Source organism: Pseudomonas sp. DSP3-2-3 (assembly GCF_049898225.1).
Taxonomy (GTDB): domain Bacteria; phylum Pseudomonadota; class Gammaproteobacteria; order Pseudomonadales; family Pseudomonadaceae; genus Aquipseudomonas.
Genome location: NZ_JAFCXH010000006.1, coordinates 236,393 through 262,745, shown reverse-complemented (window position 1 = coordinate 262,745; position 26,353 = coordinate 236,393). Strand labels below are relative to the sequence as shown.

Annotated in this window: 19 protein-coding genes and 1 pseudogene; all 20 read left to right on the top strand. The window is 59.3% G+C overall.

Annotated elements, in window-relative coordinates; translation table 11 throughout:
• The first annotated feature begins 45 nt into the window (after positions 1 to 45).
• The 20 genes and pseudogenes from flgG to pseI all read left to right on the top strand — a co-directional run bounded on the left by flgG (position 46) and on the right by pseI (position 26,063).
• A complete protein-coding gene (gene flgG / locus ACP7E4_RS10110; RefSeq protein WP_020290767.1) occupies positions 46 to 834 on the top strand; it encodes a flagellar basal-body rod protein FlgG in 789 nt (262 codons plus the stop codon).
• 93 nt (positions 835 to 927) lie between these two features.
• The gene (gene flgH, locus ACP7E4_RS10105) at positions 928 to 1,641 is read left to right on the top strand and encodes a flagellar basal body L-ring protein FlgH (RefSeq protein WP_426113107.1); all 714 of its coding nucleotides are present in this window, start codon (positions 928 to 930) and stop codon (positions 1,639 to 1,641) included.
• Between the two features lie 13 nt (positions 1,642 to 1,654).
• A complete protein-coding gene (locus tag ACP7E4_RS10100; RefSeq protein WP_426113109.1) occupies positions 1,655 to 2,764 on the top strand; it encodes a flagellar basal body P-ring protein FlgI in 1,110 nt (369 codons plus the stop codon).
• Between the two features lie 10 nt (positions 2,765 to 2,774).
• Positions 2,775 to 4,019, top strand: coding sequence for a flagellar assembly peptidoglycan hydrolase FlgJ (gene flgJ, locus ACP7E4_RS10095; RefSeq protein WP_426113111.1), 1,245 nt, complete (start codon positions 2,775 to 2,777; stop codon positions 4,017 to 4,019).
• Positions 4,020 to 4,029: 10 nt separating this feature from the next.
• Positions 4,030 to 6,090: a flagellar hook-associated protein FlgK gene (flgK, locus tag ACP7E4_RS10090; protein WP_426113113.1), complete on the top strand. Its 2,061-nt coding sequence runs from the start codon at positions 4,030 to 4,032 to the stop codon at positions 6,088 to 6,090.
• A 13-nt stretch (positions 6,091 to 6,103) separates the two neighbouring features.
• A complete protein-coding gene (locus ACP7E4_RS10085) occupies positions 6,104 to 7,696 on the top strand; it encodes a flagellar hook-associated protein 3 (protein ID WP_426113115.1) in 1,593 nt (530 codons plus the stop codon).
• Positions 7,697 to 7,809: 113 nt separating this feature from the next.
• Entirely contained in the window at positions 7,810 to 11,409 is a 3,600-nt protein-coding gene (locus ACP7E4_RS10080; RefSeq protein ID WP_426113117.1) for a glycosyltransferase, read from the top strand.
• A 195-nt stretch (positions 11,410 to 11,604) separates the two neighbouring features.
• Positions 11,605 to 12,378 (top strand): glucose-1-phosphate cytidylyltransferase, encoded by a 774-nt coding sequence (gene rfbF, locus ACP7E4_RS10075; protein WP_426113118.1) that lies wholly within the window; start codon positions 11,605 to 11,607, stop codon positions 12,376 to 12,378.
• Positions 12,360 to 13,442 (top strand): CDP-glucose 4,6-dehydratase, encoded by a 1,083-nt coding sequence (gene rfbG, locus ACP7E4_RS10070; RefSeq protein ID WP_426113119.1) that lies wholly within the window; start codon positions 12,360 to 12,362, stop codon positions 13,440 to 13,442. The genes rfbF and rfbG overlap by 19 nt, the downstream gene beginning before the upstream one ends.
• The gene (locus tag ACP7E4_RS10065; protein ID WP_426113121.1) at positions 13,439 to 13,999 is read left to right on the top strand and encodes a dTDP-4-dehydrorhamnose 3,5-epimerase family protein; all 561 of its coding nucleotides are present in this window, start codon (positions 13,439 to 13,441) and stop codon (positions 13,997 to 13,999) included. Before rfbG ends, ACP7E4_RS10065 begins: the two co-directional genes overlap by 4 nt.
• Positions 13,996 to 15,222, top strand: coding sequence for a methyltransferase domain-containing protein (locus ACP7E4_RS10060; RefSeq protein WP_426113123.1), 1,227 nt, complete (start codon positions 13,996 to 13,998; stop codon positions 15,220 to 15,222). Before ACP7E4_RS10065 ends, ACP7E4_RS10060 begins: the two co-directional genes overlap by 4 nt.
• A 5-nt stretch (positions 15,223 to 15,227) precedes the next feature.
• A complete protein-coding gene (locus ACP7E4_RS10055) occupies positions 15,228 to 16,082 on the top strand; it encodes an NAD-dependent epimerase/dehydratase family protein (protein ID WP_426113125.1) in 855 nt (284 codons plus the stop codon).
• Positions 16,083 to 16,092: 10 nt separating this feature from the next.
• Positions 16,093 to 17,160 carry a class I SAM-dependent methyltransferase gene (locus tag ACP7E4_RS10050; protein WP_426113127.1) on the top strand — a complete coding sequence of 356 codons (1,068 nt, stop codon included), beginning with the start codon at positions 16,093 to 16,095 and terminating at the stop codon, positions 17,158 to 17,160.
• An 18-nt stretch (positions 17,161 to 17,178) separates the two neighbouring features.
• Complete coding sequence (locus ACP7E4_RS10045; protein WP_426113129.1) at positions 17,179 to 17,913, top strand: cephalosporin hydroxylase family protein; 735 nt, start codon at positions 17,179 to 17,181, stop codon at positions 17,911 to 17,913.
• Between the two features lie 58 nt (positions 17,914 to 17,971).
• On the top strand, positions 17,972 to 20,899 hold the full coding sequence (locus ACP7E4_RS10040) for a TIGR00180 family glycosyltransferase (RefSeq protein ID WP_426113131.1): 2,928 nt from the start codon (positions 17,972 to 17,974) through the stop codon (positions 20,897 to 20,899).
• A 27-nt stretch (positions 20,900 to 20,926) separates the two neighbouring features.
• Positions 20,927 to 21,928 (top strand): UDP-N-acetylglucosamine 4,6-dehydratase (inverting), encoded by a 1,002-nt coding sequence (pseB, locus tag ACP7E4_RS10035; RefSeq protein ID WP_426113133.1) that lies wholly within the window; start codon positions 20,927 to 20,929, stop codon positions 21,926 to 21,928.
• A complete protein-coding gene (gene pseC, locus ACP7E4_RS10030) occupies positions 21,925 to 23,094 on the top strand; it encodes a UDP-4-amino-4,6-dideoxy-N-acetyl-beta-L-altrosamine transaminase (RefSeq protein WP_426113135.1) in 1,170 nt (389 codons plus the stop codon). Before pseB ends, pseC begins: the two co-directional genes overlap by 4 nt.
• A 127-nt stretch (positions 23,095 to 23,221) precedes the next feature.
• Positions 23,222 to 23,932, top strand: a complete 711-nt coding sequence (gene pseF / locus ACP7E4_RS10025) for a pseudaminic acid cytidylyltransferase (RefSeq protein ID WP_426113137.1) — start codon at positions 23,222 to 23,224, stop codon at positions 23,930 to 23,932.
• Positions 23,929 to 24,984 (top strand): annotated as a pseudogene (gene pseG, locus ACP7E4_RS10020) (UDP-2,4-diacetamido-2,4,6-trideoxy-beta-L-altropyranose hydrolase); the annotation flags it as partial. The gene pseF and the pseudogene pseG, both read left to right, overlap by 4 nt.
• Positions 24,985 to 25,010: 26 nt before the next feature.
• Entirely contained in the window at positions 25,011 to 26,063 is a 1,053-nt protein-coding gene (gene pseI / locus ACP7E4_RS10015) for a pseudaminic acid synthase (protein ID WP_426113139.1), read from the top strand.
• The last annotated feature ends 290 nt before the right edge of the window (positions 26,064 to 26,353 follow it).

Below are 26,353 nucleotides of genomic sequence, written 5' to 3'. Positions count from 1 at the left end.
CATTGACAGCTTGCGTCGATAATCCGACGCACGAGGAGAGAAACAATGCTTCCTGCACTATATGTCGCCAAAACCGGTCTGGCCGCCCAGGACACTAACCTGACGACCATCTCCAACAACCTGGCCAACGTGTCGACCACCGGTTTCAAAAGTGATCGTGCCGAGTTTCAGGACCTGCTGTATCAGATCAAACGTCAGCCTGGCGCCCAGTCGACCCAGGACAGCGAATTGCCGTCCGGTCTGCAATTGGGTACCGGTGTGCGGATCGTTGGTACCCAGAAGAACTTCACTGCTGGCAGCCTGCAAACCACCAACAACCCGCTCGACCTCGCTGTAAATGGTCGTGGGTTTTTCCAGGTCATGCAGCCAGATGGCACCATCGCCTACAGCCGCGACGGCACCTTTCACCTGGACTCCAACGGCCAGATCGTAACCTCCAACGGCTACGCCCTTGAGCCTGCGATCGTGGTGCCGCAGAACGCCCAGACCTTCACGGTCGGGCAGGACGGTACCGTGTCGATCACCCTGGCGGGCGCCGTTGCGACGCCGCAGGTCATCGGCAACATCCAGACCTCTGACTTCATCAACCCGGCCGGTCTGCAGGCGCAGGGTGGCAACCTGTTTCTGGAAACCGCTTCCAGCGGCGCACCGCAAGTCGGCACGCCAGGCCTCAATGGTCTTGGCCCGGTTTTGCAGAACACCCTGGAAAACTCCAACGTCAGCACGGTTGAGGAACTGGTCAACATGATCACCACCCAACGCGCCTACGAGATGAACTCCAAAGTGATCTCGACTGCTGACCAGATGCTGCAGAACATCACGCAAAACCTGTAAGGCCTTGATGGATCTGTCCGGCCTGTTGCATCACCTGCTCAATCCGAAAGGGCGCCTGATTAAGCGTCTGCTACACCGCGAGGTTTAAGTGTCATGAAACGGCTTCCTGTTCTGCGGCTCTCTCTGTTGGTCGTTCCATTCTGTGGAATCGCGCTACTGGCTGGCTGCGTTGCCCCGGCTTCCAAGCCTAATGACCCTTATTACGCGCCGGTGTTGCCGCGCACACCATTGCCCGCTGCGGCGAACAATGGTTCGATCTATCAGGCGGGTTTCGAGCAGAACCTGTACGGCGACCGCAAGGCTTATCGGGTCGGTGACATCATCACCATCACCCTGTCCGAGCGGATGGCGGCGAGCAAGGCGGCCAGTTCCGGGATCAGCAAGAACAGCAGCAACAGCATTGGCCTGACCTCGTTGTTCGGTGCCGGTCTGAGCACCAACAACCCGCTGGGCAGCGGCGATCTGAGCCTGAATGCCGGTTATTCCGGCGACCGAGTCACCAAGGGTGACGGCAAGGCCGCGCAGAGCAATAGCCTGACCGGTTCGGTCACCGTGACCGTTGCCGATGTGATGCCCAACGGCATTCTGTCGGTGCGTGGCGAGAAGTGGATGACCCTGAACACCGGCGACGAACTGGTGCGCATTGCAGGTTTGATTCGCGCCGACGATATCGCCACTGACAACACCGTTTCCTCCACTCGTGTGGCGGATGCGCGCATTACGTATTCAGGTACCGGTTCGTTCGCCGATTCCAGTCAGCCGGGGTGGTTCGATCGGTTCTTCCTCAGCCCGTTGTTCCCTTTCTGATAGCGGGATAGACATGATCAATCTCAAGCAACTGATAGCGGCCGCACTGCTGTTGTCCGCCACGTTCGGTGTCCACGCCGAACGTTTGAAGGACATCGCCAGTATTTCCGGCGTGCGGACCAACCAATTGATCGGCTACGGCCTGGTCGTTGGCCTCAACGGTACGGGCGACCAGACCACGCAGACGCCGTTCACGCTGCAGACCTTCAACAACATGCTGGCGCAGTTCGGCATCAAGGTGCCGACCGGTTCCGGTACCGTGCAGCTGAAGAACGTTGCCGCCGTGGCGGTGTATGCCGACCTGCCGCCGTTCGCCAAGCCGGGCCAGATGGTCGACATCACCGTGTCGTCCATCGGTAACTCGAAAAGCCTGCGCGGCGGTGCGTTGCTGATGACGCCCATGAAAGGTGTCGACGGTAACGTCTACGCCATTGCCCAGGGCAACCTGGTGGTGGGCGGCTTCGATGCCGAGGGCCGTGACGGTTCCAAGATTACTGTCAACGTTCCGTCGTCCGGGCGAATTCCGGGTGGCGCATCGGTAGAACGCGCCGTGCCAAGCGGTTTCAACCAGGGCAATACCTTGACCCTGAACCTGAATCGCTCCGACTTCACCACCGCCAAGCGTGTGGTCGACAAGATCAACGACCTGCTTGGGCCGGGTGTTGCCCAGGCATTGGATGGCGGTTCCGTGCGGGTGACTGCGCCGCTCGATCCGAGCCAGCGTGTGGATTACCTGTCGGTGCTGGAAAACCTTGAGATCGATCCGGGTCAGACCTCCGCCAAAGTCATCATCAATTCCCGGACCGGCACTATCGTGATCGGCCAGAACGTAAAAGTATCGCCAGCCGCCGTGACCCACGGCAGCCTGACCGTGACCATCACCGAAGACCCGATTGTCAGTCAGCCCGGCGCCTTGTCCGGCGGTCAGACCGTGGTCGTGCCGCGCTCGAAGATCAATGCGCAACAAGAGCTGCACCCGATGTTCAAGTTCGGCCCTGGCACCACGCTGGATGAAATCGTCCGTGCGGTGAATCAGGTGGGCGCTGCGCCTGGCGACTTGATGGCCATTCTCGAAGCATTGAAGCAGGCCGGTGCGTTGCAAGCCGACCTGATCGTGATCTGAGGAACTGCGCATGGATATGCCTAAGAGCCCGATTTCCTCGGCCAGCGATTCAGGGGCGTACACCGACCTCAATCGTCTGAACTCGATGAAAAACGGTGACAAGAACAGCGAGGGCAACCTGAAAAAGGTGGCTCAGGAGTTCGAATCGCTGTTCGTCAGTCAGATGCTCAAGGCCATGCGTTCGGCCAACGAGGTGCTGGCCAAAGACAATCCGATGAACACCGCAGCGACGCGTCAATATCAGGACATGTACGACCAGCAGTTGGCGGTTTCCATGTCCACCAAAGGCGGCGGTATTGGCCTGCAGGATGTGTTGATGCGGCAGCTGTCGAAAAACAAGAGCGTGCCGGCTGCGACGGCGGAAACCGCGACGGCTGACGGCACGCCCGCACCCGCGAGGACCGCACTGGCCACCAGTGTTTATCAGCGCCCGCTTTGGGCCACGCGTTCGGCTGCAGCGGATCAGGCGGCAGCCGCAGCGGCGGCCACCGGCGAAGGACGCAACGACATGGCGCTGCTCAATGCGCGTCGTCTGTCGCTGCCGACCAGGCTGACGGATCGGCTGTTGGCCGGCATTGTGCCGAACACCGCCAATGCCTTGTCGCCCACCGCGCGCACGGCTGCCAATGTCGCTGGCACGGGTGTCAGCGGCAAAGGCAACGGCGACTGGACGCTGGACCCGAATCTCGCACCTGCCACACCAAGTTACGTGCGCAGCATGGCGCAGCCACCGCTGGCTCCGGCCAAGCGCGCGTTCAGCAACGCCGATCAGTTTGTCGCAACCATGTTGCCGCTGGCCAGGGAAGCAGCCGCCCGGATCGGCATTGATCCTACGGTGCTGGTGGCCCAGGCCGCGCTTGAAACCGGCTGGGGCAAATCCATCATGCGTCAGCAGGATGGCAGCAGCAGTCACAACCTGTTCGGCATCAAGGCGCAAGGCAGCTGGAAAGGCCCTGAAGCCCGGGCAATCACCAGCGAGTTCCGTGACGGCAAGATGGTCAAGGAAACGGCGGACTTCCGTTCCTATTCATCCTATGCCGACAGTTTTCACGACCTGGTCAGCCTGCTTCAGAACAACGATCGCTATAAAGAAGTCGTGAATTCGGCCGATAACCCGGAACAGTTTGTAAAAGAATTGCAGAAGGCTGGTTATGCCACTGACCCGGACTACGCCAGCAAGATTTCGCAAATCGCCAAGCAGATGAAGAGTTACCAGACTTACGCAGCCGCAACGGGCTCTTCCACTACTTTATAAGGCTTGAACCATGTCACTGATTTCAATTGGGCTCTCAGGGCTGACCGCAAGCAGCGCCGCGATGAACACCATCGGTAATAACACGGCAAACGTGGATACCGCCGGTTACTCGCGCCAGCAGGTCATGACCACCGCTTCGGCGCAGCAGAATCTGGGCGCCGGTTATATCGGCACCGGCACGACGTTGTCCGATGTGCGTCGGATCTACAACAGCTATCTCGATACCCAATTGCAAACCAGTACAGCGCTCAGTGCCGACGCGACTGCCTATTCGGGCCAGGCCAGCAAGACCGACACGCTGCTGTCCGACACCGCGACCGGTATTTCCCCGGCCCTTGCGTCGTTCTTCACCAATCTGCAAGGGGTCTCGACCTCGGCGACTGATACGACTGCGCGTTCGTTGTTCCTGCAGCAGGCCTCGGCGCTCGGCGCGCGATTCAACTCCATCGCAGCGCAGCTCAACACCCAGAGCTCAACCATCAATACCCAGCTGACGACGCTGGCTGATCAGGTCAACAACCTGTCGACTTCGATTGCCAAGCTCAACAAGCAGATCACGTCCAGCTCTGCTACCGGCGCCACGCCGAACAGCCTGCTGGATGCGCGCAATGAATCGGTCCGCAAGCTCAACGAGCTGGTCGGCGCCAAGGTGGTTGAAAACAACGGCAACTACGACGTCTACATCGGTACCGGTCAGGCGCTGGTGAGTGGCAGCACTGCCAATACCATGACTGCTGTGCCGAGCGCTGCCGACCCGGCGCAATACAGCGTGAAGATTTCCTCCGGTTCGACCACCACTGACGTGACCTCGGTCATCACCGGTGGCAGCGTTGGCGGACTGCTGCGTTACCGCAACGAAGTCATGACGCCTGCCATCAATGAGCTGGGCCGCGTGGCGCTGGTGCTGTCCGATCAGGTCAACAGCCAGCTGAATCAGGGTGTCGACAGCAACGGTGCGTTTGGCAGCAACCTGTTCAACAGCATCAATGACCTCAGCCAGATCACCCAGCGCAGCATCGGCAAGACCGGTAACACGCCAGGCTCAAGCAACCTGAACGTCACGATCACTGATACCAGCAAACTGACCGCCAGCGACTATTCGGTGACGTTCAGCGATAGCGACAATTACACGATCCGCAGCCTGCCCGATGGCACCGCCGTCGGCGCCGGCAAAGTCAGCGATCCGAGCACCACCCCAGCCGGTTTGGGTTTTCAGGTGTCGCTGCCTGCTGCAACCGTTCCACCCAGCACACCTTTTTCAGCCGGTGACTCATTCACGTTGACGCCGACCCGCAACGCTGCCGCAGCATTGACGACGGTTATCACTGACCCGAAAAACCTTGCTGCCGCTGCGCCATTGACGGCAACAGCAGGTGCCAGCAACAAGGGCAGCGGTACGTACACCCAGCCGACTCTGACCACCAAGGCCAATATCTACGACGCCGCTGGCACTGCGGATCTGCGCAACGCCATCAAGGACACCGCGCCGCTCAAGCTGCTGTTCGGCCCTGTTGCCTCGGGTTCGCAAAGCTATCAGTTGCTGGATGCGACGGGTGCCGCAGTGCTGGACAAAAACGGCGTCGCGGTCACCGGGACCATCGTTCCTGGCCAGAGCAATGTGCTGAGCCTGCAAGTGGGCTACACCGACTCCACGGGCGCGGCCAAGGATTACTCGTTTGACATGACGATTGCCGGCGCGCCGAGCGATAAAGACACGTACAACATTGCCCTCACCGGCGCCGGTTCGGCCGATAACCGCAATGCCATTTCCACCATTGCCTTGCAGACCAAACAAACGGTCGGCGTCAGTGGTACGACGGGTCTGAGCCTTGCGGGTGCCTACGGCTCGCTGGTATCGACCGTCGGGACCTACGCCGCGCAAGGCAAGACCGATACCACTGCAACCGCCGCGCTGCTGACCCAATCCAAAAGCGCGCGTGACGGAGTATCCGGCGTTTCCCTCGATGAGGAAGCCGCCAACCTGGTCAAATATCAGCAGTACTACACCGCTTCGTCGCAGATCATCAAAGCGGCACAAGCCATTTTCAGCACGCTGATCAACAGTCTTTAAGGAGTCGTAATTCATGCGTATTTCAACTGCCCAGTTTTACGAAACCAGCTCTGCCAACTACACGCGTACTTACGCCAATGTCATCAAGACCGGTGAAGAAGTCGCCAGCCAGGTCAAGTTGAATTCCGCCGCCGATGATCCTGTCGGTGCGGCGCGAGTACTGCAACTGGCTCAACAGAACTCGATGCTGACTCAGTACAAGTCGAACATCAGCACCATCGACACCAACATGACCAAGTCGGAAACTGCGCTGGAGAGCATCAAGACTGCGTTGCAGACCGCTTCCGAACTGATCATCAAAGCGGGCAACGGTACCTACACCGATGCGGATCGTGTCTCCAACGCCGCCGAGCTCAAAGAGCTGCAATCGCAGATCCTGAGCTTGATGAACAGCCAGGATGCCAGCGGCCAGTACCTGTTCTCCGGCTCCAAATCGTCGGTGCCTCCGTATTCGCAAAATCCTGATGGCACTTACGCTTACAATGGTGACCAGACGGCGATCAACCTAGCCATCGGCGACGGCTTGAGCATCGCCGGCAATACCACCGGTTGGGATGCCTTCGAGACTGCAATCAATACCACCCGGACGTCGGCCACCTTGACATTGCCGGCTGTTAATGACGGAAAAATCAGCCTGTCTGGCGGGCTTGTCACCTCAAACTCGAACTACAACAGTCAGTACGTCAGTGGTCAGCCTTACACCGTGACGTTTCTGAGCAGTACCCAGTACAAGATTACCGATGCCGCGCTTAATGATGTGACCGTAGACGCCAGCGGTACCGGCACTTTTTCCTCAACCGATGCTGCTACTCAGGTGATCAGCTTTCGCGGCGTGGACATGTCGTTGAATATCAATCTGACGGCGGCGGAGCGGGCCTCGACGACCGCCGCTGACAATGCGGTGAAGGATCATACCTTCGTCCTGGCGGCAACTCCGGACCAGATCAGTACCACCGCGAGCCCGGGCAATTCGGTACCTAATGCTGTGATTACCGGTGCGACAGTCGGGACTTCGGTCGCCGATCTGGCCGCCTACAACAACAGCTTCCCGCCCGGCGGCGCGATCATCAAGTTCACCAGCGCTACTGATTTCGATCTGTACGCGTCGCCAATGACCAGTTCCAGCACCAAGATTTCCAGTGGCAGCACCAGCCCGGCAACCAGCGCCTCGGGCATCACGTTCCAGGTCAGCGGCACCCCGGCTGTCGGCGACACCTTCGTGGTCAAAGGCGGTACGCAGCAAACGCAAAATATCTTGAATACCTTGTCCTCGGTGATAACCGCGCTAAATACCCCGGCGGATGGCAATCCCGTGGCCAGCCAGAAATTGCGCGCTTCCCTGGATTCTGCGCTGGGCAACGTCGTCAGCGGTAGAGAGCAGGTGTCCAAGGCAATTTCAGCCGGTGGGGCACGTCAGGCCAGTGCGATCGCCCAAGGCACCACCAACGATTTGCTCCAGGGCAACAACACCGTCGAGCAGGGCAAGATTGTTGACTCCGACCCGGTGGATGCAATTGGTCGCCTGACCATGCAACAGACCATGCTGACCGCTTCCCAGTTGGTGTTCACTCGGGTTTCCCAGTTGAATCTGTTCAGCAAGCTTTAAGCGCAAAAAAAGGCCGCAAGGACGCGGCGTATTACCGAGCATCAACCGTCTTTTTCAGCGGTTAATGGGCATCCTCCGCCAGGCCGGATGCCCGCCGCTCGCGAGTAAGCCCTGTGAATTCAGTACCCCGCGTCAGTATCGTCATCCCCGCTTTCAATCCGCGTTTTTTCCAGGCGGCTTTAGCCAGCGCCCTGAACCAGACCTATGCCAATCTTGAAGTGATCGTCTGCGACGACAGCCCTGACGGTCAGATTCATGCTGTCGTCGAATCGTTTGCCGCACGCTCTGACATTGCGCTGCGCTATGTGCGCAACTCCGGGCGGCTGGGCCTGGTTGGTAATCTGCGAGCGGGTCTGGAGGAAGCTCAAGGCGAGTTCATCAAGTTTCTCTGTGATGACGATCTGATCTTCCCGACCTGTATCGCTCAGCAAGCCCAGGCCCTGCAAGAAAATTCCGACTGTCATTTTGCCCTGGCACAGCGACTGTTTTGGGATGCCAACGATCTGCTTTTGCCGGGTCGCCTGGAGAACAGCCCGCTGTCACAGGAAAGCGGAGTATTCAAGGGTGATGACCTGCTGGCGATCATTGAAAGTTTTCCGGTCAACTTTCTGGGCGGTTTCAGCAGTGCGCTTTTTCGCCGAGCGGATCTGCTGGAATTGCTGCCGGCGCTGACCCAGCCAGACTTTTGCTTCACGGCAACCCTCGATTTTGCGCTGTATGTCTGCCTGTTACGCCGTGGCCACCTGGTGGTGCTCAACAATATCCTGAGTGTTGAACGCTTGTATCCCGAGCGCCTGATCCGCCAGCAGCCGATGCTTGATGCCGCGCAGGCCGAGCGCAAATGGCTGGTGCAGATGCTCAAGGCGCGTAGCGGCGAATCGGCTCCGGCTGCCGGATGGGTATCTTTCGTTTCTTTGACTCAGACTGCTCAGGTCCCGCGTGTCTGGGGAGAATTGCCGCTCTCCCGGACGCTGGGTAACAAGCAGGCGGCATTGCCTTACCGGGTCGGTGTTGATAGTCAGAGCTTTGGCCAGATGTACGCTCAGTGGTTGGCGTGCCGGACCCTGAGCGCCCCCCAGAAAAAGCTGCTGCCGGACACCTTGGCGGGTTGGCAGTGGCGCCCGAAAATAGTCCCGGTCGTCATCGACGATCAGGGCGGCAGCGCGCCCCTGGAACTGACCTTGCGCAGCATTGCCCAGCAACTTTATACGCCGGAGCTGGTGCTGGTGTTGTCGAGTGCCTGTAGCGAGATGCTGATGGAGGGACATGTTCTGCGCATGCCGTTGCAGCGCAATTGGCAGCAGCAGCTCAATGATCTTCTTGGCCAGCTTGATGGCGCCGACTGGATTTACCTGCTGCAAGCAGGTGATCGTCTGCCAGAGCCTGCCTTGCTGGTCATGGCCGAGCGAATTGTCGCGTATTCCGATATTCGCTGCATTTACACCGACGAAGGTGGTTTGCTCGATGGGGAGTCGACAGAGCCTGCGTTCAAGCCTGACTTCAATGTTGATATGTTGCGCAGCTTTCCCTATGTCGGACGAGCCTTGGCGTTCGAGCGTCAGGGGCTCCTGGACGCTGGCGGTCTTGACTCGGACTACGGCGTGTTGGCCGCCCACGACTTGCTTTGGCGGTTGGTTGAGGCTCACGGCAGCCAGTCGATCGAGCATATCGCGCAGGTGCTCGTCGAGTCGCAGTCCGGCTTCGCTCAGTGGCTGGGAAAGCCTGAGGTTATTGAGCAAAACCCTGTGGTGGTGCAAGCGCATCTGCAGCGTATGGGCATTGCCCACGAGATTCGCGCAGGCAGTTATGAATTGCTCAATCGCGTTGATTACCTGCATGCCGAACGGCCGCTGGTGTCGATTATCATCGCCAGCCAGGACCAGTTGGCGGCTGTGCAGCGTTGCGTCGAAAGCCTGCTGGAAAAAACCGTTTATGGTGAGTACGAACTGCTGTTGATCAACAATGGCAGTCAGCATACCGCCAGCGTTGCGTGGTTTGCTGCCATGTCTGAAATGGGCAGCGACCGCCTGCGGGTGCTGGATTACCCAACGCAGGGCAATATTGCCGCGCTGCGCAATTTCGCCGTCGGGCAGGCGCGGGGCGAATTTGTGTTGATGCTCAGCCCCTTCGCCGTGATCACCGAGCCGTTATGGCTTGATGAGCTGCTTAACCATGGGCAGCGCGCCGAGGTCGCGGTGGTTGGCGGCAAGGTGCTCAGTCCTGACGGAGCGGTTGTCCATGCGGGCCTGATTCTCGGATTGCAGGGGCCGGTTGGTGTGCCGTTTTACGGCGAAATGCTCAGTGCCGCCGGGTACATGCACCGTCTGCAAGTGGTACAGGATCTGAGCGCAGTCGGCCCTGATTGCCTGTTGGTGCGTAAACAGGTCTTCAATGAGCTTGGGGGCTTCGACGAACAGAATTTTGCGCATACCCTCAGTGAAGTGGACTTGTGTCTGCGTATCAGGCAGTCCGGGTATCTGGTGGTATGGACGCCCTATTCGCAACTGGTGCTCGGTGCCCAGCCGACACTTGCTCCGGACGCGCAGCGTGACCGGTTGCGCGAACAGGAACAGGAAAACTACTACAAGCGATGGCTACCGCTGATTGTCAGAGACCCTGCGTACAACCCCAACCTGGCCCTGCACATTGTGGGCGGCTCAAGTTTCAGTCTTGAGCCTGGATTGCTGACAGGCTGGAGCCCTTTCTCGCACAAACAACTGCCGTCGATATTGGCGTTGCCGGTCAATACGTCTGCGGTGGGTCACTATCGGGTCACACAGCCCTTGCTTGAGCTCGAGGCCGCAGGTCGCGCCATCGGGCAAATCCACTACGACCCGCCGAGCCTGATCGATGTCGAGCGCCTGCAGCCGGATGTCATCGTGACTCAGTGCCGCTACAGCGAGCCGGCAATAAACGAGATTGAGGTCTTCAAAAAATATTTTAACGCCCGGCGTATCTATGAGCTGGATGACTATGTCATCAAGGCGCCGAAGAAAAATTCGCATATTCGCAACATGCCGGACAGCATTGAGATGGAGCGCCTTGTGCGGCGCGGCATCGGGCTGTGTGACCGCGTCGTCGTGTCTACCTCGGCACTTGCTGATGCACTGTCGAGCATGCACCACGATATCCGGGTGGTGCCAAACATGCTGGCGCCGCATCTGTGGAACAACCTTCCTCGCAGCCGCCGCCGCGCCTCGAACAAGCCCCGCGTTGGCTGGGGGGGCGGCACCAGTCACCATGGTGACCTGGCGATCATTGCCGATGTCGTCCGTGAGCTTGCCGATGCAGTGGAGTGGGTGTTTTTTGGCATGTGCCCGGATGAGTTACGTCCCTACCTGCACGAGTTTCATCCCGCAGTGGGCCTTGATGCCTACCCGGCCAAGCTGGCCAGCCTCAATCTGGACCTTGCCCTGGCGCCGCTCGAGTTTCACATTTTCAACGAGTGCAAGAGCAACTTGCGCCTGCTTGAGTATGGGGCCTGCGGTTACCCGGTGATCTGTACCGACACGGCTGCCTATCGTGGGTATTTACCTTGCACACGGGTGATCAGCAATAGCACCTCGGAGTGGCTGGAAGCGATTCGCATGCATCTGGCCGACCCTGATGCCAGCTATCGCACGGGTGACAAGCTGCGCGAGGCAGTGATGCGCGACTACATGCTCCAGGGCGATAACCTCCGTTACTGGGAGCATGGCTGGCTGGATGACTGAACCCGACGCTGCATAGGTCTCCCGCTCGGGCAATCCGAGCTGGCGCGTTTCCTGCAAGATCCCTGAATATTTTCATTAGTCGCGGATTTCCGGCGCGACCTGGAAGGGCTTGTGCCGAATGGCGACGTATCTGGGTGACTTGCAAAGCTCGCTAGTAGCTTGGCCGAAGCCCTGTGCAGTAAACGAGGGAGCACGATGAAGGCAGTTATCCTGGCAGGTGGCTTAGGCACGCGTATCAGTGAAGAGTCACACCTCAAGCCCAAGCCGATGATCGAGATCGGCGGCAAGCCAATTCTTTGGCACATCATGAAGCAGTATTCGGCTCATGGTATTCATGACTTCGTGATTTGCCTTGGCTACAAGGGCTACGCGATCAAGGACTTTTTCGCCAACTACTTCCTGCACACCTCTGACGTCACCTTCGACATGTGCAACAACCGCATGGACGTGCATCAGAATTACAGCGAGCCGTGGCGCGTCACCTTGATCGATACCGGCGAAGACACCATGACCGGTGGTCGTTTGCGCCGGGCCAGCCGCTACGTACAGGACGAAGAAGCGTTCTGCTTCACCTATGGCGACGGCGTTTCCAATCTCGATATCAGTGCGCTGGTGGACTTTCATCTTTCCCACAAACAGTTGGCTACGGTCACCGCCGTGCAGCCGCCGGGTCGCTACGGCGCACTGGAACGCGATGGCGATCTGGTTCGGGGTTTCACGGAAAAACCCCGTGGCGACGGTGGCTGGATCAATGGCGGTTTCTTTGTGTTGTCGCCCAAGGTGCTGTCGCTGATCCCCGACGACGAGACCGTCTGGGAAGCCGAGCCTTTGATGGGCCTGGCTGAGCGCGGCGAACTGGCTGCGTTCCAGCACGATGGTTTCTGGCATCCGATGGACACCCTGCGCGACAAGAATTACCTCGAACAACTGTGGCAGAGCGGGGAGGCCCCGTGGAAGCAGTGGGACTGAGTTCGCAATTCTGGAGTGGCAAGCGGGTATTGCTTACTGGCCACACCGGCTTCAAAGGCAGCTGGCTCACGCTATGGCTGCAAAGCCTGGGCGCCGAGGTCAGTGGTTTTGCCCTGGCACCCTCCACCGAACCCAGCCTGTTCGAACTGGCGGGTGTGGCCGGTGGCATCAACGATCAACGCGGCGACCTGCGTGATCTTGGCGCCTTGCTGGAGCTGATCGCCGAGACGCGGCCGGAGATTGTCCTGCACCTGGCCGCCCAGCCATTGGTGCGCGAAGGCTATCGCGATCCGCTGGGCACCTATTCCAGCAATGTCATGGGCACCCTCAATCTGCTCGAAGCCATTCGCCAGATCGGCGGCGTGCGCGCCTGCGTTCTGGTGACCACCGACAAGGTCTACGCCAATCAGGAATGGCTCTGGCCCTATCGCGAGAATGAACCGCTGGGCGGGCATGATCCCTACAGCAGCAGCAAGGCCTGCTGCGAGTTGCTCGCCCAGTCCTATGCGGCGTCGTTCTTCGCTGCGGATCGCTACGCCGAACACGGCCTGGCCCTGGCCACCGCACGTGCGGGCAATGTGCTGGGCGGCGGTGATTTCGCCCCGGAGCGCTTGATCCCGGATGTACTCAAGGCCTGGTCGGCGAATGAGCCGGTGACCTTGCGTTACCCGCAGGCCGTGCGCCCGTGGCAGCACGCGCTGGAACCGCTGGCAGGTTATCTGTTGCTGGCTGCCGGCTTGTACGAACACGGGCCGGCATTTGCCGGTGCCTGGAACTTCGGCCCCGGCGAAAAGGATATGTGCAGCGTCGGTGAAGTGGTGGAGCTGCTGGCCAGCCGCTGGCCTCGCGGACCTGGCGTGCGCGTCGAACCGAGCGAACTGCACGAAGCTGGCCTGTTGCGTCTGGACAGCAGTCGCGCCCATCAGCTGCTGGCCTGGAAGCCGCGCTGGTCGCTGCAACAATGCCTGGAGCACACGCTGGATTGGCACCTGGCCTGGAAATCCGGCCAGAACATGCGTGAGATCACCCTGGCTCAGTTGAGCCTGTATCGGGAGCAGCCGTGAGCGAATTCCTGTTGAAGGCATTGCCGTTGCCGGGACTGTTCAGCGTGCAGCACAAGCGTCACGAGGACACTCGCGGGCATTTTTCCAGGTTGTTCTGCGAGGGCAGCCTGAGCGGCTTTGACCAGCCGTTTCATATTCGCCAGATCAATCATTCCTGCACGCGCGAGCAAGGCAGCGTGCGTGGCCTGCACTATCAGGACGGCGAACATCCGGAAGCCAAGCTGATTACCTGCCTGCGCGGCGAAGTCTGGGATGTGGCGGTGGATTTGCGGGCGGATTCGCCAACTTTTCTGCACTGGCATGCCGAGCACCTGCGTGCCGGTGATGGCCGCAGCCTGCTGCTGCCGGCGGGGTTTGCACATGGCTTCCAGACCCTCACCGAGGATGCCGAATTGTTGTACCTGCACAGCGCTGACTATGCGCCAGAGCATGAGGGCGGTCTGTCGGTACATGACCCTCGTCTGGCGATTGCCTGGCCGTTGGCTGTCAAAAATCTGTCAGCAAGGGATGCGTCCCATCCACTGCTGGATTCCCGGTTTTGTGGAGTGCACGTATGAACTGTCGCGGCTGCGGCACCCTTTTGAATCTGCCGCTGATCGATCTCGGCACTGCGCCGCCATCCAATGCGTATCTGCGTCCGGAACAGCTGGAAGTCGCCGAGCAATGGGTGCCTTTGAAAGTCCAGGTCTGCCAGTGCTGCTGGCTGGTACAGACCGAGGATTACACCAGCGCCGAAAGCCTGTTCGACGCCGAATATGCGTACTTCAGCTCGTTCTCCAGCACCTGGCTGGAGCATGCCGAGCGCTATGTGGCAAGCATGGTCGAGCGCTTCGGCTTGAATGCCGAGAGTCGCGTGGTGGAAATCGCCGCCAATGACGGTTACCTGCTGCAGTACGTTGCCAGGCGCGGCATTCCTTGTCTGGGGATCGAACCTACCCGCAGCACTGCCAAGGCGGCGCGGGAAAAGGGCCTGGAGATTCGCGAACTGTTTTTTGGCCGCGCGACTGCGTTGCAGCTGGTCGAAGACGGTTGGGCAGCGGATCTCATAGCGGCCAATAACGTGCTGGCCCACGTGCCGGATATCAATGATTTTCTCGCTGGTTTCGCGGTGCTGCTCAAGCCGGAGGGCGTCGCCACCTTCGAGTTTCCGCACCTGCTGGCGCTCATGGCGGGCGCGCAGTTCGACACGCTTTATCACGAACACTATTCCTATCTGTCACTGACCGCGGTGCAGACGTTGTGCGAGCGCAATGGGCTGGAAATCTTTGATGTCAGCCACTTGCCGACGCACGGTGGCTCGCTGCGGGTGTTCGTGCAACGTGCGGACGGCATCCGTCGCGCTCAGCAGCCCGCCGTGCAGCAGGCACTGGCCGCCGAATCGCTGGCTGGCGTCACCCAGCCAGCGTTCTACGCAACCCTGGCGCCGGCCGCTGAACGCATCAAACACGAACTGCTGCGTTTTCTGCTGCAGGCCAAGGCTGAAGGCAAGCGGGTCGTAGGTTACGGCGCGGCCGCCAAGGGCAATACCTTGCTTAACTATGCCGGGGTCAAACCGGACCTGCTGGCATGGGTGGTGGATGCCAACCCGCACAAGCAAGGCAAGTTCTTGCCGGGCAGTCGAATTCCTGTGGTGGGCCCCGAGCGCATCGCGCTGGAAAAGCCGGACTATGTGCTGGTCCTGCCGTGGAATCTGCTGGACGAAGTCAGCGCGCAGCAAGCCACTATCCGTGAATGGGGCGGGCGCTTCGTGATCGCGGTGCCCGAGCTGCGCATTCTGTGAGTAGCATGCAGATATTGGTGACGGGCGCGACCGGGTTTGTCGGGCGTCACCTGGTCAGCGCCTTGGTGGCACGAGGCTGTCGCGTTCGTGCGGTGGCGCGCAGCCGGGATACTGCGCAGACCCTGTCCTGGTTTGAGGATGTGGAGTTCATCGCTGCCGATGTCCATGCCCCCGACCTTGATGTGCTGGCCCTGACTCAAGGGATTGACGCCATGGCGCACCTGGCCTGGCCTGGCTTGCCGAACTACAAGGGTCTGTTTCACTTTGAGCACAACCTGTTTGCTGACTATTCGTTCATCAAACGTGTGGTTGAGGCCGGTGTGCCTCAGGTGATGGTCACGGGTACCTGTTTCGAGTACGGCATGCTCAGCGGCCCACTGGATGAACAGACTGCGCCACAGCCGATCACGCCTTACGGGCTGGCCAAACATACCCTCCGTCTGTTCCTTGAAAGCCTGCAAACGACACAACCTTTTACGCTTCAGTGGGCTCGATTGTTTTACCTGCATGGCCAGGGACAAAACCCCAACAGCCTGCTGGCAAGCCTGGACCGTGCCGTCGATGCGGGTGACAGCACGTTCAATATGTCAGGTGGTGAACAACTGCGTGATTACCTCGCCATCGAGACCGCTGCCGGTTATCTGGCAGACATGCTTGAGCGTCGGCAAGCCAACGGCGTGTTCAACTGCTGCAGCGGCGTGCCGACTTCGGTCAGGGCGCTGGTTGAGCGGCGGTTGCGAGAACGGAATTCATTGATGGCATTGAATCCTGGATTTTATGGTTATCCCGCATACGAACCGATGGCGTTCTGGGGTACTACCGAGCGGATGCATCAGATGTTAAGTCAGGCGCAGGATTGAGGAGTCAAGCATGGTGCATGAGTTATACCGGGTCACCGATTTGCCTGTGCTGCAGAACCGCACGTTTGCCGACGCAGCTGCGGCTCGCCAGTCAGCCCGCGCAGACATTGTGCTGGTCCAGGATGAACTGAGCGGGCTGATCTTCAATCAGGCGTTCGATCCTGTCCGGCTCAGCTACGACAGCGACTACCAGAACGAGCAAGCCTGGTCGGGACAATTCCAGCAGCACTTGAACGATGTCGAGCGCATCATTGCGCGATATTTCACAGGCCAGAGCCTGATTGAAGTCGGCTGTGGCAAGGGCTACTTCCTTGAGCTACTGCGCGGGCTTGGCTACGCCGTCACCGGCATTGACCCTGCCTATGAAGGCGAAAATCCCGATGTGATCAAAGCGCCTTTCACCCGGGGCCTGGGTTTGGCTGCCGACGCAGTCGTGCTCCGGCACGTGCTTGAACACATTGCCAATCCTGTGGACTTCCTCGCGGAAATCGCCGATGCCAACCAGGGGGGGCGCATCTACATCGAAGTGCCTTGCTTTGACTGGATCCTTGAGCACCGCGCCTGGTTCGATGTGTTCTATGAGCACGTCAACTATTTCCGTCAAGACGACCTGCGTCGGCTCTTCGGGACAGTGTATGAGTCTGGACATCTCTTCGGTGGGCAGTACCTCTATATCGTTGCTGACCTGTCGAGCCTGCGTATCACACCCGGTGAAAAAGTGCCGCGTCTCGAAATGCCGGTTGATTTCACCAGCAGTATCGAGCGCGCGGTACGCATCATCCAGGCTGCTCCCGCGCAAGGTTCCGCGATCTGGGGTGCTTCGTCCAAAGGGGTCATCTATTCGTTATTCCTGCAGCGTGCCGGGGTAGCGGTCGACCAGGTGGTGGATATCAATCCGAGCAAGCAAGGCCGTTACCTGCCCGGCAGCGGCCTGCGCGTCTCTTCGCCGCAGGAAGCGTCGGCATTACCCGATGGTGCTCACGTGTTTGTCATGAATTCCAACTATCTGGAAGAAATAAAGCGGGCAACTGAAGGGCGTTTCACCTATCACGCTGTCGACAGCGCTTCTTTCAAATAACTGTATTGAGGTCAACCAATGACGCAGTCCGAAAATGAAATATTCGAATCCCAGTGCCAGGCAGAAGTCACCGCGCAGGGGCAGGATGCAAAACTGACAGGTCTGGCGCAGGAATTCTTCAACGAGTCGGCACGCCACAAATATAGCTACCACTTTTCCTGGATGGGCCGGCCGATTATCCAGCTGCCTCAGGACATGATGGCAATGCAGGAGATCATCTGGGACGTCAAGCCAGACCTGATTATCGAATGCGGTATCGCCCACGGTGGTTCGATTCTTTATTACGCCTCGATCCTCGAACTCCAGGGTCATGGCGAAGTGTTGGGTATCGACAGGGACATTCGGCCGCATAACCGCGAAGCCATCGAAAGTCACCCGATGTTCAAGCGCATCAGCATGATCGAGGGTTCAAGCATCGATCCTGCGGTGGCCGATCAGGTTCGTTCAGCCGCAGCGGGTAAGAAAGTCATCGTGGTCCTGGATTCCAATCACACCCACGATCATGTGCTTGAAGAGCTTCGTCTTTATGCGCCGCTGGTTTCCGTGGGGAGTTACTGCGTCGTCATGGACACGGTCGTCGAGGACATGCCTGAGGAAGCGTTCCCGGATCGTCCTTGGGGCAAAGGTGACAACCCAAAAACCGCCGTCTGGGCCTATTTGAAAGAAAGCCAGGACTTCAAAATTGACGAAGCGATGCACAATAAGCTGCTGATTACTGTCGCCAGGGACGGTTACCTGCGTCGTATTCGTTAAGCCTTGTTGCGTCGTCGTCGAACGTTTTAATCATTTACCGGTTGTGTGGGGAAGTTTTATGCAAGGCATGTCCAGATCTGAAAACACTTTGCCATTGAGCGAATTGCTGACGGTGGTGTTGGTCAGTCACAACCGTCCAGCGTTCCTGCGCCGTGCCGTGCAGTATTACAGCGCGCTGCCTTGCAAGATTCTGGTTCTGGATTCATCGTCCCTGCGCAACGAAGCCGTGGCGGGTCTGTTTGAGTCAGTTGATTATCAACACCTGCCGCAGTTCGGTTATTGGGGCGTGCAGACCAAGCTGGACTACGGCGTTCAGCAGGTGACTACGCCTTACATGGTGTTTGCCGCCGATGACGACTTCATCGTCCATGACGCCCTTGAACAATCGGTTGGTTTTCTGCAAGCCAATGCGGATTACGGCATGTGCCATGGCTATTGCCTGATGTATCTGACGCTGGCCAATAGCGTCAGCTATTACCGACGGGACAAGAAGGTCGGTGAGGATTACGCATCGGAGCTGGCGCAGGATCGGATTCTGGACTTCATGGGTGAGTACATTCCGCCGTTCTATGCCGTTCACCGTACTTCGCTGCTGCGCGACTGGCACGACGCAATCCCCGACGGAACCATTTTCCAGTGGCAGGAAATCGGTCATGCCTGGTACATGCTGGCGCGGGCCAAGGCGCGGATCCTGCCGATCCCTTACGTCGTGCGTGAGATCAATTACATTGCCTCGGAACATGCCACCGAGATTTTTCATACCCTGACCTTTACCGATCCCAAGTCGGTCGCTGATCGTGAGCGATTTGCTGGCGTGCTGGCGGCGCTGCCCACCGAGGTCCAGACCGACGATCCACAGCAGGCCGTCGCCTCCGTCCTGGAGAGTTTCGAGGTGTTGGCCGACAACCTGCGCCATCGCCGCTCCTTGACTGCCGAGCTGATTTTCGAGTCCGGCTGGAGTAGCACAACGCAGCAGACCGAGCGGCGCTTTGGACCCCGGCAGTACGTGGAGATGCCATTTTACAATCAGCCGTTTTTTGATTTGCTGAGTGAATACGAATTCATGCTGCACACCATGCCTGCCGGTCGGGTGCAGCTTGAAGGGCTGGAAGGGATCTGGACACGCCAGCAGGAGCTGATGCGTCCACGTAACAACGATACGCCGGAGAGCGTTGTCGATCGACTGTGGCTGGCGCTGGACTGCAATATGTTCAACCGTGAGGTGGTCAGCCGCCTGGCGCACCAGCTGACTGTCATTGGCGACGACGATGAGGCACGGAAATTTCTGGCTTGGGAAGCGCGCCTGAACACATTGCCTGACCCTGACAATCGCCAGACCTTCGATGCCACGCGCTCCGGTCGTGTGCTCAAGTGGCTGGACGCACGCAACCCTGATGCCACTGAGTTGCAGCTGATCAGCGACGCTGTACGCGCCCGTGAAGACGGCCCTCGGTTCGGGCTGCTGGTGTTGAACCTCAACGGCGATGTGACCGCTCTGCAGGTCACTCTGGACAGTTTGCTGGAAGGCCACTGCAAAGCCTTCAAGATCGTGGTGTTCACGACCGCAGAACCGCCAGCGGCAACCACCGCCGACAACACCCTGCACTTTGTCAAAGTCAGCCAGGCGAACTACGTTGACAAGCTTAACCAGAGCGTGCGCCAGCTAACCTGCGAGTGGCTGTTGTTGGCAAACGCGGGCGATCAGTTCACTGCAAGCGGTCTGTTGCGGGCAAGTCTGGAATTGCTGGCGGCGCCACAATGCCGCGCGGTCTATGCCGATGAGATTCATCGTCAGGCCAATGGTGCCCTCGTCGATGTATTCCGTCCGGATTTCAACCTGGATCTGCTCCAGAGTCTGCCGGACTTGATGGCTCGACATTGGTTGATTCGTCGCGACGTTCTGATCGAAGCAGGCGGCTACTCGGCAGAGTTCGCCAATGCGCTGGAATTCGATTTGCTGCTGAGGATCATCGAGCAGGGCGGGATGGCCTGGCTGGCTCATATGAGTGAGCCGTTGCTGATCTGTGACGCGCCAGTGCTGGAAGAGAACGTCCAGCAGCGGCTGGCATTGAGTCGCCATTTGACGGCCCGTGGCTACAAGGCCCTGATCACCTCTGAGTCGGCAGGAACCTGGCAGATCGATTACCGCCACAGCGAACGCCCGCTGGTTTCCATCATTGTCCACGGCCAGTCCGAACTGGTCGATTTGCAGCGTTGTGTGATCAGCATTCTGCAGCGCACCCGTTACACAAAATTCGAAGTGCTGATCGGCGACAACGGTGACTTGGCGCCCGAAACACTGGAATGGCTGGCGGCTCAGCAGCAACCGAACGGCCGTATCAGGCTGATCGAATCCAAAAACGTGTTCGGTGCACCTGCGCTGATCAACCACTTGGCTCGTCAGGCCAAGGGTGAATACCTGATCCTGCTGGCGTCTGACAGTGAAGTGGTTAGTCCTAACTGGGTGGGCAGCCTGCTCAATCAGGCCATGCGCCCTGAAGTCGGCGTGGTCGGCGGCAAACTCATCGATTCCAATAGCAAGGTAACCCAGGGCGGATTGATTCTGGGAATGAACGATGGCGTGGGTTCGGCTTTCGTGGGCGCCAGGGATGTTCCAGGTTATATGCATCGCCTGATCCAGACCCAGAACTACTCGGCTGTCTCCTCGACCTGCATGATGATTCGCAAGGCGCTTTTCGACGCCGTTGAAGGCTTCAACGAAGATGATTTTGCCGAGGCGTTCGCCGATATCGACCTGTGCCTGAACATCGGCCAGGCAGGTTACCTGGTGGTTTGGGTGCCTCAGGTTCAGATTACTCATCCGGGCGTACTCCCTGATGCGCCGCGGGCGCTTGCTGCCTTGCGGGACAAGTGGGCGGGTTTCTTCGACAGCGATCCGGCTTACAACAAGAACCTGAGTTTGACCGGCAACGGTTTCGACCTCGGCACCCCGAGTGCAGTGAACTGGGCGCAATTGCTCGCGTAGGTTCGACACAGGTCAGAGGATTCAAGGATGTTCAACGGCAAATCCATTTTCATCTCCGGCGGTACCGGCTCGTTCGGCCGCCAGTTCATCCGCACCCTGCTTGAGCGCTACGAGCCCAAGCGGGTAGTGGTGTTCTCCCGGGATGAACTCAAGCAGTACGAAATGCAGCAGGAATTTTCCGCGCCGTGCATGCGGTTTTTTCTGGGCGATGTGCGCGATGCCGACCGCTTGCTGCAAGGCATGCGTGGCATCGATTACGTCGTACATGCCGCAGCGCTCAAACATGTACCGGCTGCGGAGTACAACCCGACGGAATTCATCCGCACCAACGTCAATGGCGCGGAGAACATCATCGCTGCGGCCATTGCCAATGGCGTGAAAAGCGTGATTGCGCTGTCCACCGACAAAGCGGCCAGCCCGATCAACCTGTACGGCGCTACCAAGTTGCTGTCGGACAAATTGTTCGTCGCCGCCAATAACATTGCCGGGGATCAGCCGACGCGTTTCGCCGTGGTGCGTTATGGCAACGTGGCCGGTTCCCGGGGCTCGATCGTGCCGTTCTTCAACAAGCTGATTGCCGGTGGCGCGACGGAATTGCCGATCACCGATCCGCGCATGACCCGCTTCTGGATCACCCTGGATCACGGCGTGGATTTCGTGATGCAGAGTTTTGCGCGCATGCATGGCGGCGAAGTGTTCGTGCCGAAGATTCCGTCAATTCGCATCGTCGATCTGGCCCAGGCCATGGCCGCCGAGCTGCCGCACAAGCATATTGGTATTCGTCCCGGTGAAAAACTCCACGAGTTGATGGTGCCGCTGGACGACGCGCGCATGACCCTGGAATTTGCCGATCACTACACCATCGTGCCGTCGATCCGCTTCAATAACATCGATGCCGATTTCAGCCTCGATGCGAGCGGTGAGCAAGGCAAGGCGGTGGCCGACACATTTGAGTACCGCTCGGATATCAACCCGCACTTCCTGTCAGTCGGCCAGATCGGCGAACTGCACGCCGACATTCAGCCATGATTCCCTACGGTCGCCAGAGTCTTGATCAAGCTGATATCGACGCAGTAGTCCAGGTGCTGCAGTCAGACTGGCTGACCCAGGGGCCGACGCTTGCGCGCTTCGAAGTCGCCATGGCTGCGCGCGTTGAGGCCGGGTTTGCCGTAGCGGTGTGCAATGCCACGGCGGCGCTGCACATTGCCTGTCTGGCAGCGGATCTAGGGCCGGGCGATTGGCTGTGGACGACACCCAACACGTTTCTCGCTTCGGCCAATTGCGGACGCTATTGCGGCGCCAATGTGGATTTTGTCGACATCGATCCACTGACCTGGAATCTCGATGCCCAGGCGCTGGCGCTCAAACTGGAAGCCGCCGAGCGCGCCGGGCGACTGCCCAAAGTCTTGGTGGCTGTGGCGTTTTCCGGGCAGAGCTGTGACATGCGCAGCATTGATCAATTGGCCACACGCTACGGCTTCACCGTGATCGAAGATGCGTCTCACGCCGTGGGGGCCGCTTATGCCGGGCGTCCGGTGGGCTGCGGCGAGTTCGCGGCGATGACCGTGTTCAGTTTTCACCCGGTAAAGATCATCACCACCGGGGAGGGCGGTATGGTCATGACCAATCGTCCCGAGCTGGCCGAGCGCCTGCGCCGCCTGCGCAGCCACGGCATGACCCGTGACCCGGAGCACATGGACGAACCCAGCCATGGCCCGTGGTATTACCAGCAGGTCGAGCTGGGCTTCAATTACCGGATGACCGACATTCAAGCTGCGTTGGGTTTGTCACAACTGAGCAAGCTGGATGCGTTCATTGTCCGGCGTCGCGAGCTTGCCGCTCGCTATCAAACGGCGCTGGCCGGGTTGCCGCTGACCTTGCCCTGCGCCCAGGCCGACGCTGAGTCGGCCTGGCATTTGTACGTCGTGCGCCTGCACACCGAGCGCCTGAGTTTGAGCCATCGGGAGGTTTTCGAAGCCTTGCGTGCAGCCGGGATCGGCGTCAATCTGCACTACATTCCCGTCCACTTGCAGCCGTACTACCGGGAGCTGGGGTTCAAGTCAGGCGATTTCCCTGAAGCTGAGCGCTATTACGCACAAGCCTTCAGCCTGCCGATCTTCCCGGCCATGAGCGAAACCCAGCAGGACTACGTGATCGAGCAGTTGCAGCGTTTGCTCACCCCCGGCAAGGCGTAACGCTCGGCCCCCACTGAACTGATGGTAAATCCGATATGCGTGAATTGACTGACCAGGAGGAGTTTTGGGGCCGGGACTCGCAGTTTCCAGCCGGCGACGTCACCCGGTTTCTCTTGGGAAAACGTGCGTGAGCGCGGTAGCCATTATTCCGGCGCGGGGCGGCAGCCAGCGCATCCCGCGCAAGAATCTCAAGCTGTTCAATGGCCAGCCGATGATCGTCTGGTCGATTCGCGCGGCCCTGGCCAGTGGGGTATTTGATCGGGTCATGGTCAGCACCGACGATGCGGAAATCGCCGCTATCGCCCTGGCCCATGGCGCCGAGGTGCCGTTCATGCGTCCCGCCGAGCTGGCCGATGCGTTTACCGGCACCCTTGCGGTCATGCAGCATGCAATCGGCGCGTTGGCAGACCAAAGGCTGGAGTTTGATTTCGTGTGCTGCATCTACGCCACTGCGCCGCTGTTGCAAACGCGTTATTTGCGTCAGGGCTTGGAAATGCTGCAATCTGCTCCGGAAAAATCCTACGCATTCCCGGTGTGCAGTTTTGGCTTTCCGGTGCAGCGTGCTCTGCTGGTCGAGCCCGGCGGGGCGTTGACACCGATGTATCCGCAGTTCCGCGAAACCCGATCACAGGATCTTCCGGCTGCCTATCAGGACGCCGGTCAATTCTATTGGGGGCGCAGCGATGCCTGGCTGCGCGGCGACGTGGTGTTCTCCGACCTGAGTCTGCCGATCATCCTGCCACGCCATCTGGTTCAGGACATCGACACCGAAGAGGATTGGCGGCGTGCGGAATTTCTCTACGCGGCGCTCAAGGCGAGCGGGGAGCTGGAAGGGTGAGAGTGCTGATTCGTGCGGACGCGTCGCTCAATATTGGCAGCGGTCATATTGCGCGCTGCATGGCACTGGCTGATGTGCTGCGCAACAGCGGGGCAGACGTGAGCTTCGCCTGTCGCCTGTTGCCAGGGCATTTGTCGAGCCGGCTTCAGGCTCAGGGTTACACCGTTCATGCCTTGCCGGCGGACTATGCCAATGAGCAGCCGGGTATCGACATCGAAGCGTTATTGCCTTGCCAGGAGGATATCAGCGCGCTGGCTCAGGCGCTGCCCGCTCAAGCGCGCTTTGACTGGCTGATTGTCGATCACTACGGGCTTGCCGCCGACTGGGAAACCGCAGCGCGTCGATTTGCGCCACGTGTCATGGCCATTGACGATCTGGCCAATCGCGCTCATTCGGCTGATGTGCTGCTCGATCAGAACTTTTCCGGAACGCCCCAGGCCTACGCGCCGTGGCTCACTGCTCAATGCCAAGCGTTGCTGGGTCCGCACTTCGCCTTGCTGCGTGAGGAATTCCAGCGTGAGCCGATCGAGATCCGGCCCAGGGTCAAACGTGTCATCGTCAATTTCGGCGGTTTCGACGCGGCCGGGCAATCATGGATCGCGATGCAGGCTTTGCTGGCTTATCCGCAGCTGGAAGTGGAGTTCATCGCCGGGATCGACAATCCCGATTGGCTCGCCATGCAGGCGTTGGCCGAAGGGCGCTTGAACTGGCGCCTGCAAATCCAGGTCAGCGACTTTTCGCGCTTGATGGCCGAGGCTGATCTGTTCATCGGTGCCGGTGGCGGCACGACGTGGGAGCGGGCCGCGCTGGGATTACCGACCATCTGCGTCGCAGTGGCCGCCAATCAGAAGGCCAATGCTGAACAGCTGGCCGAGGCGGGTGCGCATCTTTATATCGGCACCCGGGAAAAGTTCAGCGTGCAGACCCTGCGTCAGGCGATTGACCACCTTATGAATAATCCGGAGCTGCGCCAGAGTCTGGCATCACAGTCCCGAAAGTTAGTGGACGGGAAGGGCGCCCGTCGTGTTGCGGCAGTGCTGGCAGCTGCCATTCCCGGTTTTTTTGCGAGTGAACAGCGATGACTGGTTTCAAGATTGGCTCACGTTCCATCGGAGCGGATGCTCCACCTTTTGTCATCGCCGAAATGAGCGGTAACCACAATCAATCCCTGGAGCAGGCTCTGCGCATCGTCGAGGCTGCTGCCAAGGCCGGAGCTCATGCGCTGAAGCTGCAAACCTACACCGCCGACACCATGACCCTTGATATTGATGAGGGCGAGTTCTTCATCAAAGACCCCAACAATCTTTGGGCGGGATCTTCGCTGTATGCGCTGTACGAAAAAGCCCATACGCCCTGGGAGTGGCATGCGCCGATTTTCGCCCGTGCCAAAGAGCTGGGGATGTTGGCGTTTTCCACTCCGTTCGATGAGAGCGCGGTAGACTTCCTCGAAAGCCTGGATGTGCCGGCCTACAAGATCGCCAGCTTCGAAAACACCGACCTGCCGCTGATTCGCCGGACTGCGGCGACCGGCAAACCGCTGATTATCTCCACCGGAATGGCCAGTATTGCCGAGCTGGATGAAAGCGTGCGTGCCGCGCGTGCCGCAGGCTGCCGCGACCTGGTGCTGCTCAAATGCACCAGCACTTATCCGGCCTCCCCACAAAACAGCCACATTCGGACCATTCCCCATCTGCGCGAGCTGTTCGGTTGTGAAGTCGGCTTGTCTGATCACACCATGGGCGTTGGCGTTTCCGTGGCGGCGGTGGCCATGGGCGCAACGGTCATCGAGAAACACTTCACCCTGGACCGCACCGACGGCGGAGTGGATGCCAGTTTTTCCCTGGAACCTGCGGAAATGGCCAGCTTGGTCATTGAAACCGAACGCGCCTGGCAAGGGCTGGGGCATGTGCAGTATGGCGCGACCCAGGCGGAACAGAATTCACTGCAATACCGGCGCTCGTTGTACGTCGTGCGCGATATGCTCGCCGGCGAAACGTTCAGCAAGGACAACGTGCGCGCCATTCGTCCCGGTCGGGGGCTGGCACCCAAACATATCGATGCGGTGCTGGGGCGAAAGGCCCGGCAGCCGTTGAGCCGGGGTACTGCGCTGGAGTGGGAAAGCGTCGAGTAGGCGGCAGATTGGCGTGACACCTTGAAGTCAGCAGGCGATTTTCGGCACGATAACAGCCGTTGCCGGTGGCATGCGCGGCAGTAAAAGCGCATAAAACTTAGTGACCTATGAGTCACAACGCGCATCTTCACTGTATCGTGCTCGCGGGCGACGACGACGTAAGGCTGATTTCACGGTTCTCCGGGATCGGTCAAACGTCCCCGCAGCCCTTTATTCAAGGGCAAAAAAGCCTTCTGATTACAATGCCCCGCCATCGAGCGCGCGGTGATATTCAGCTATTTATTATTGGG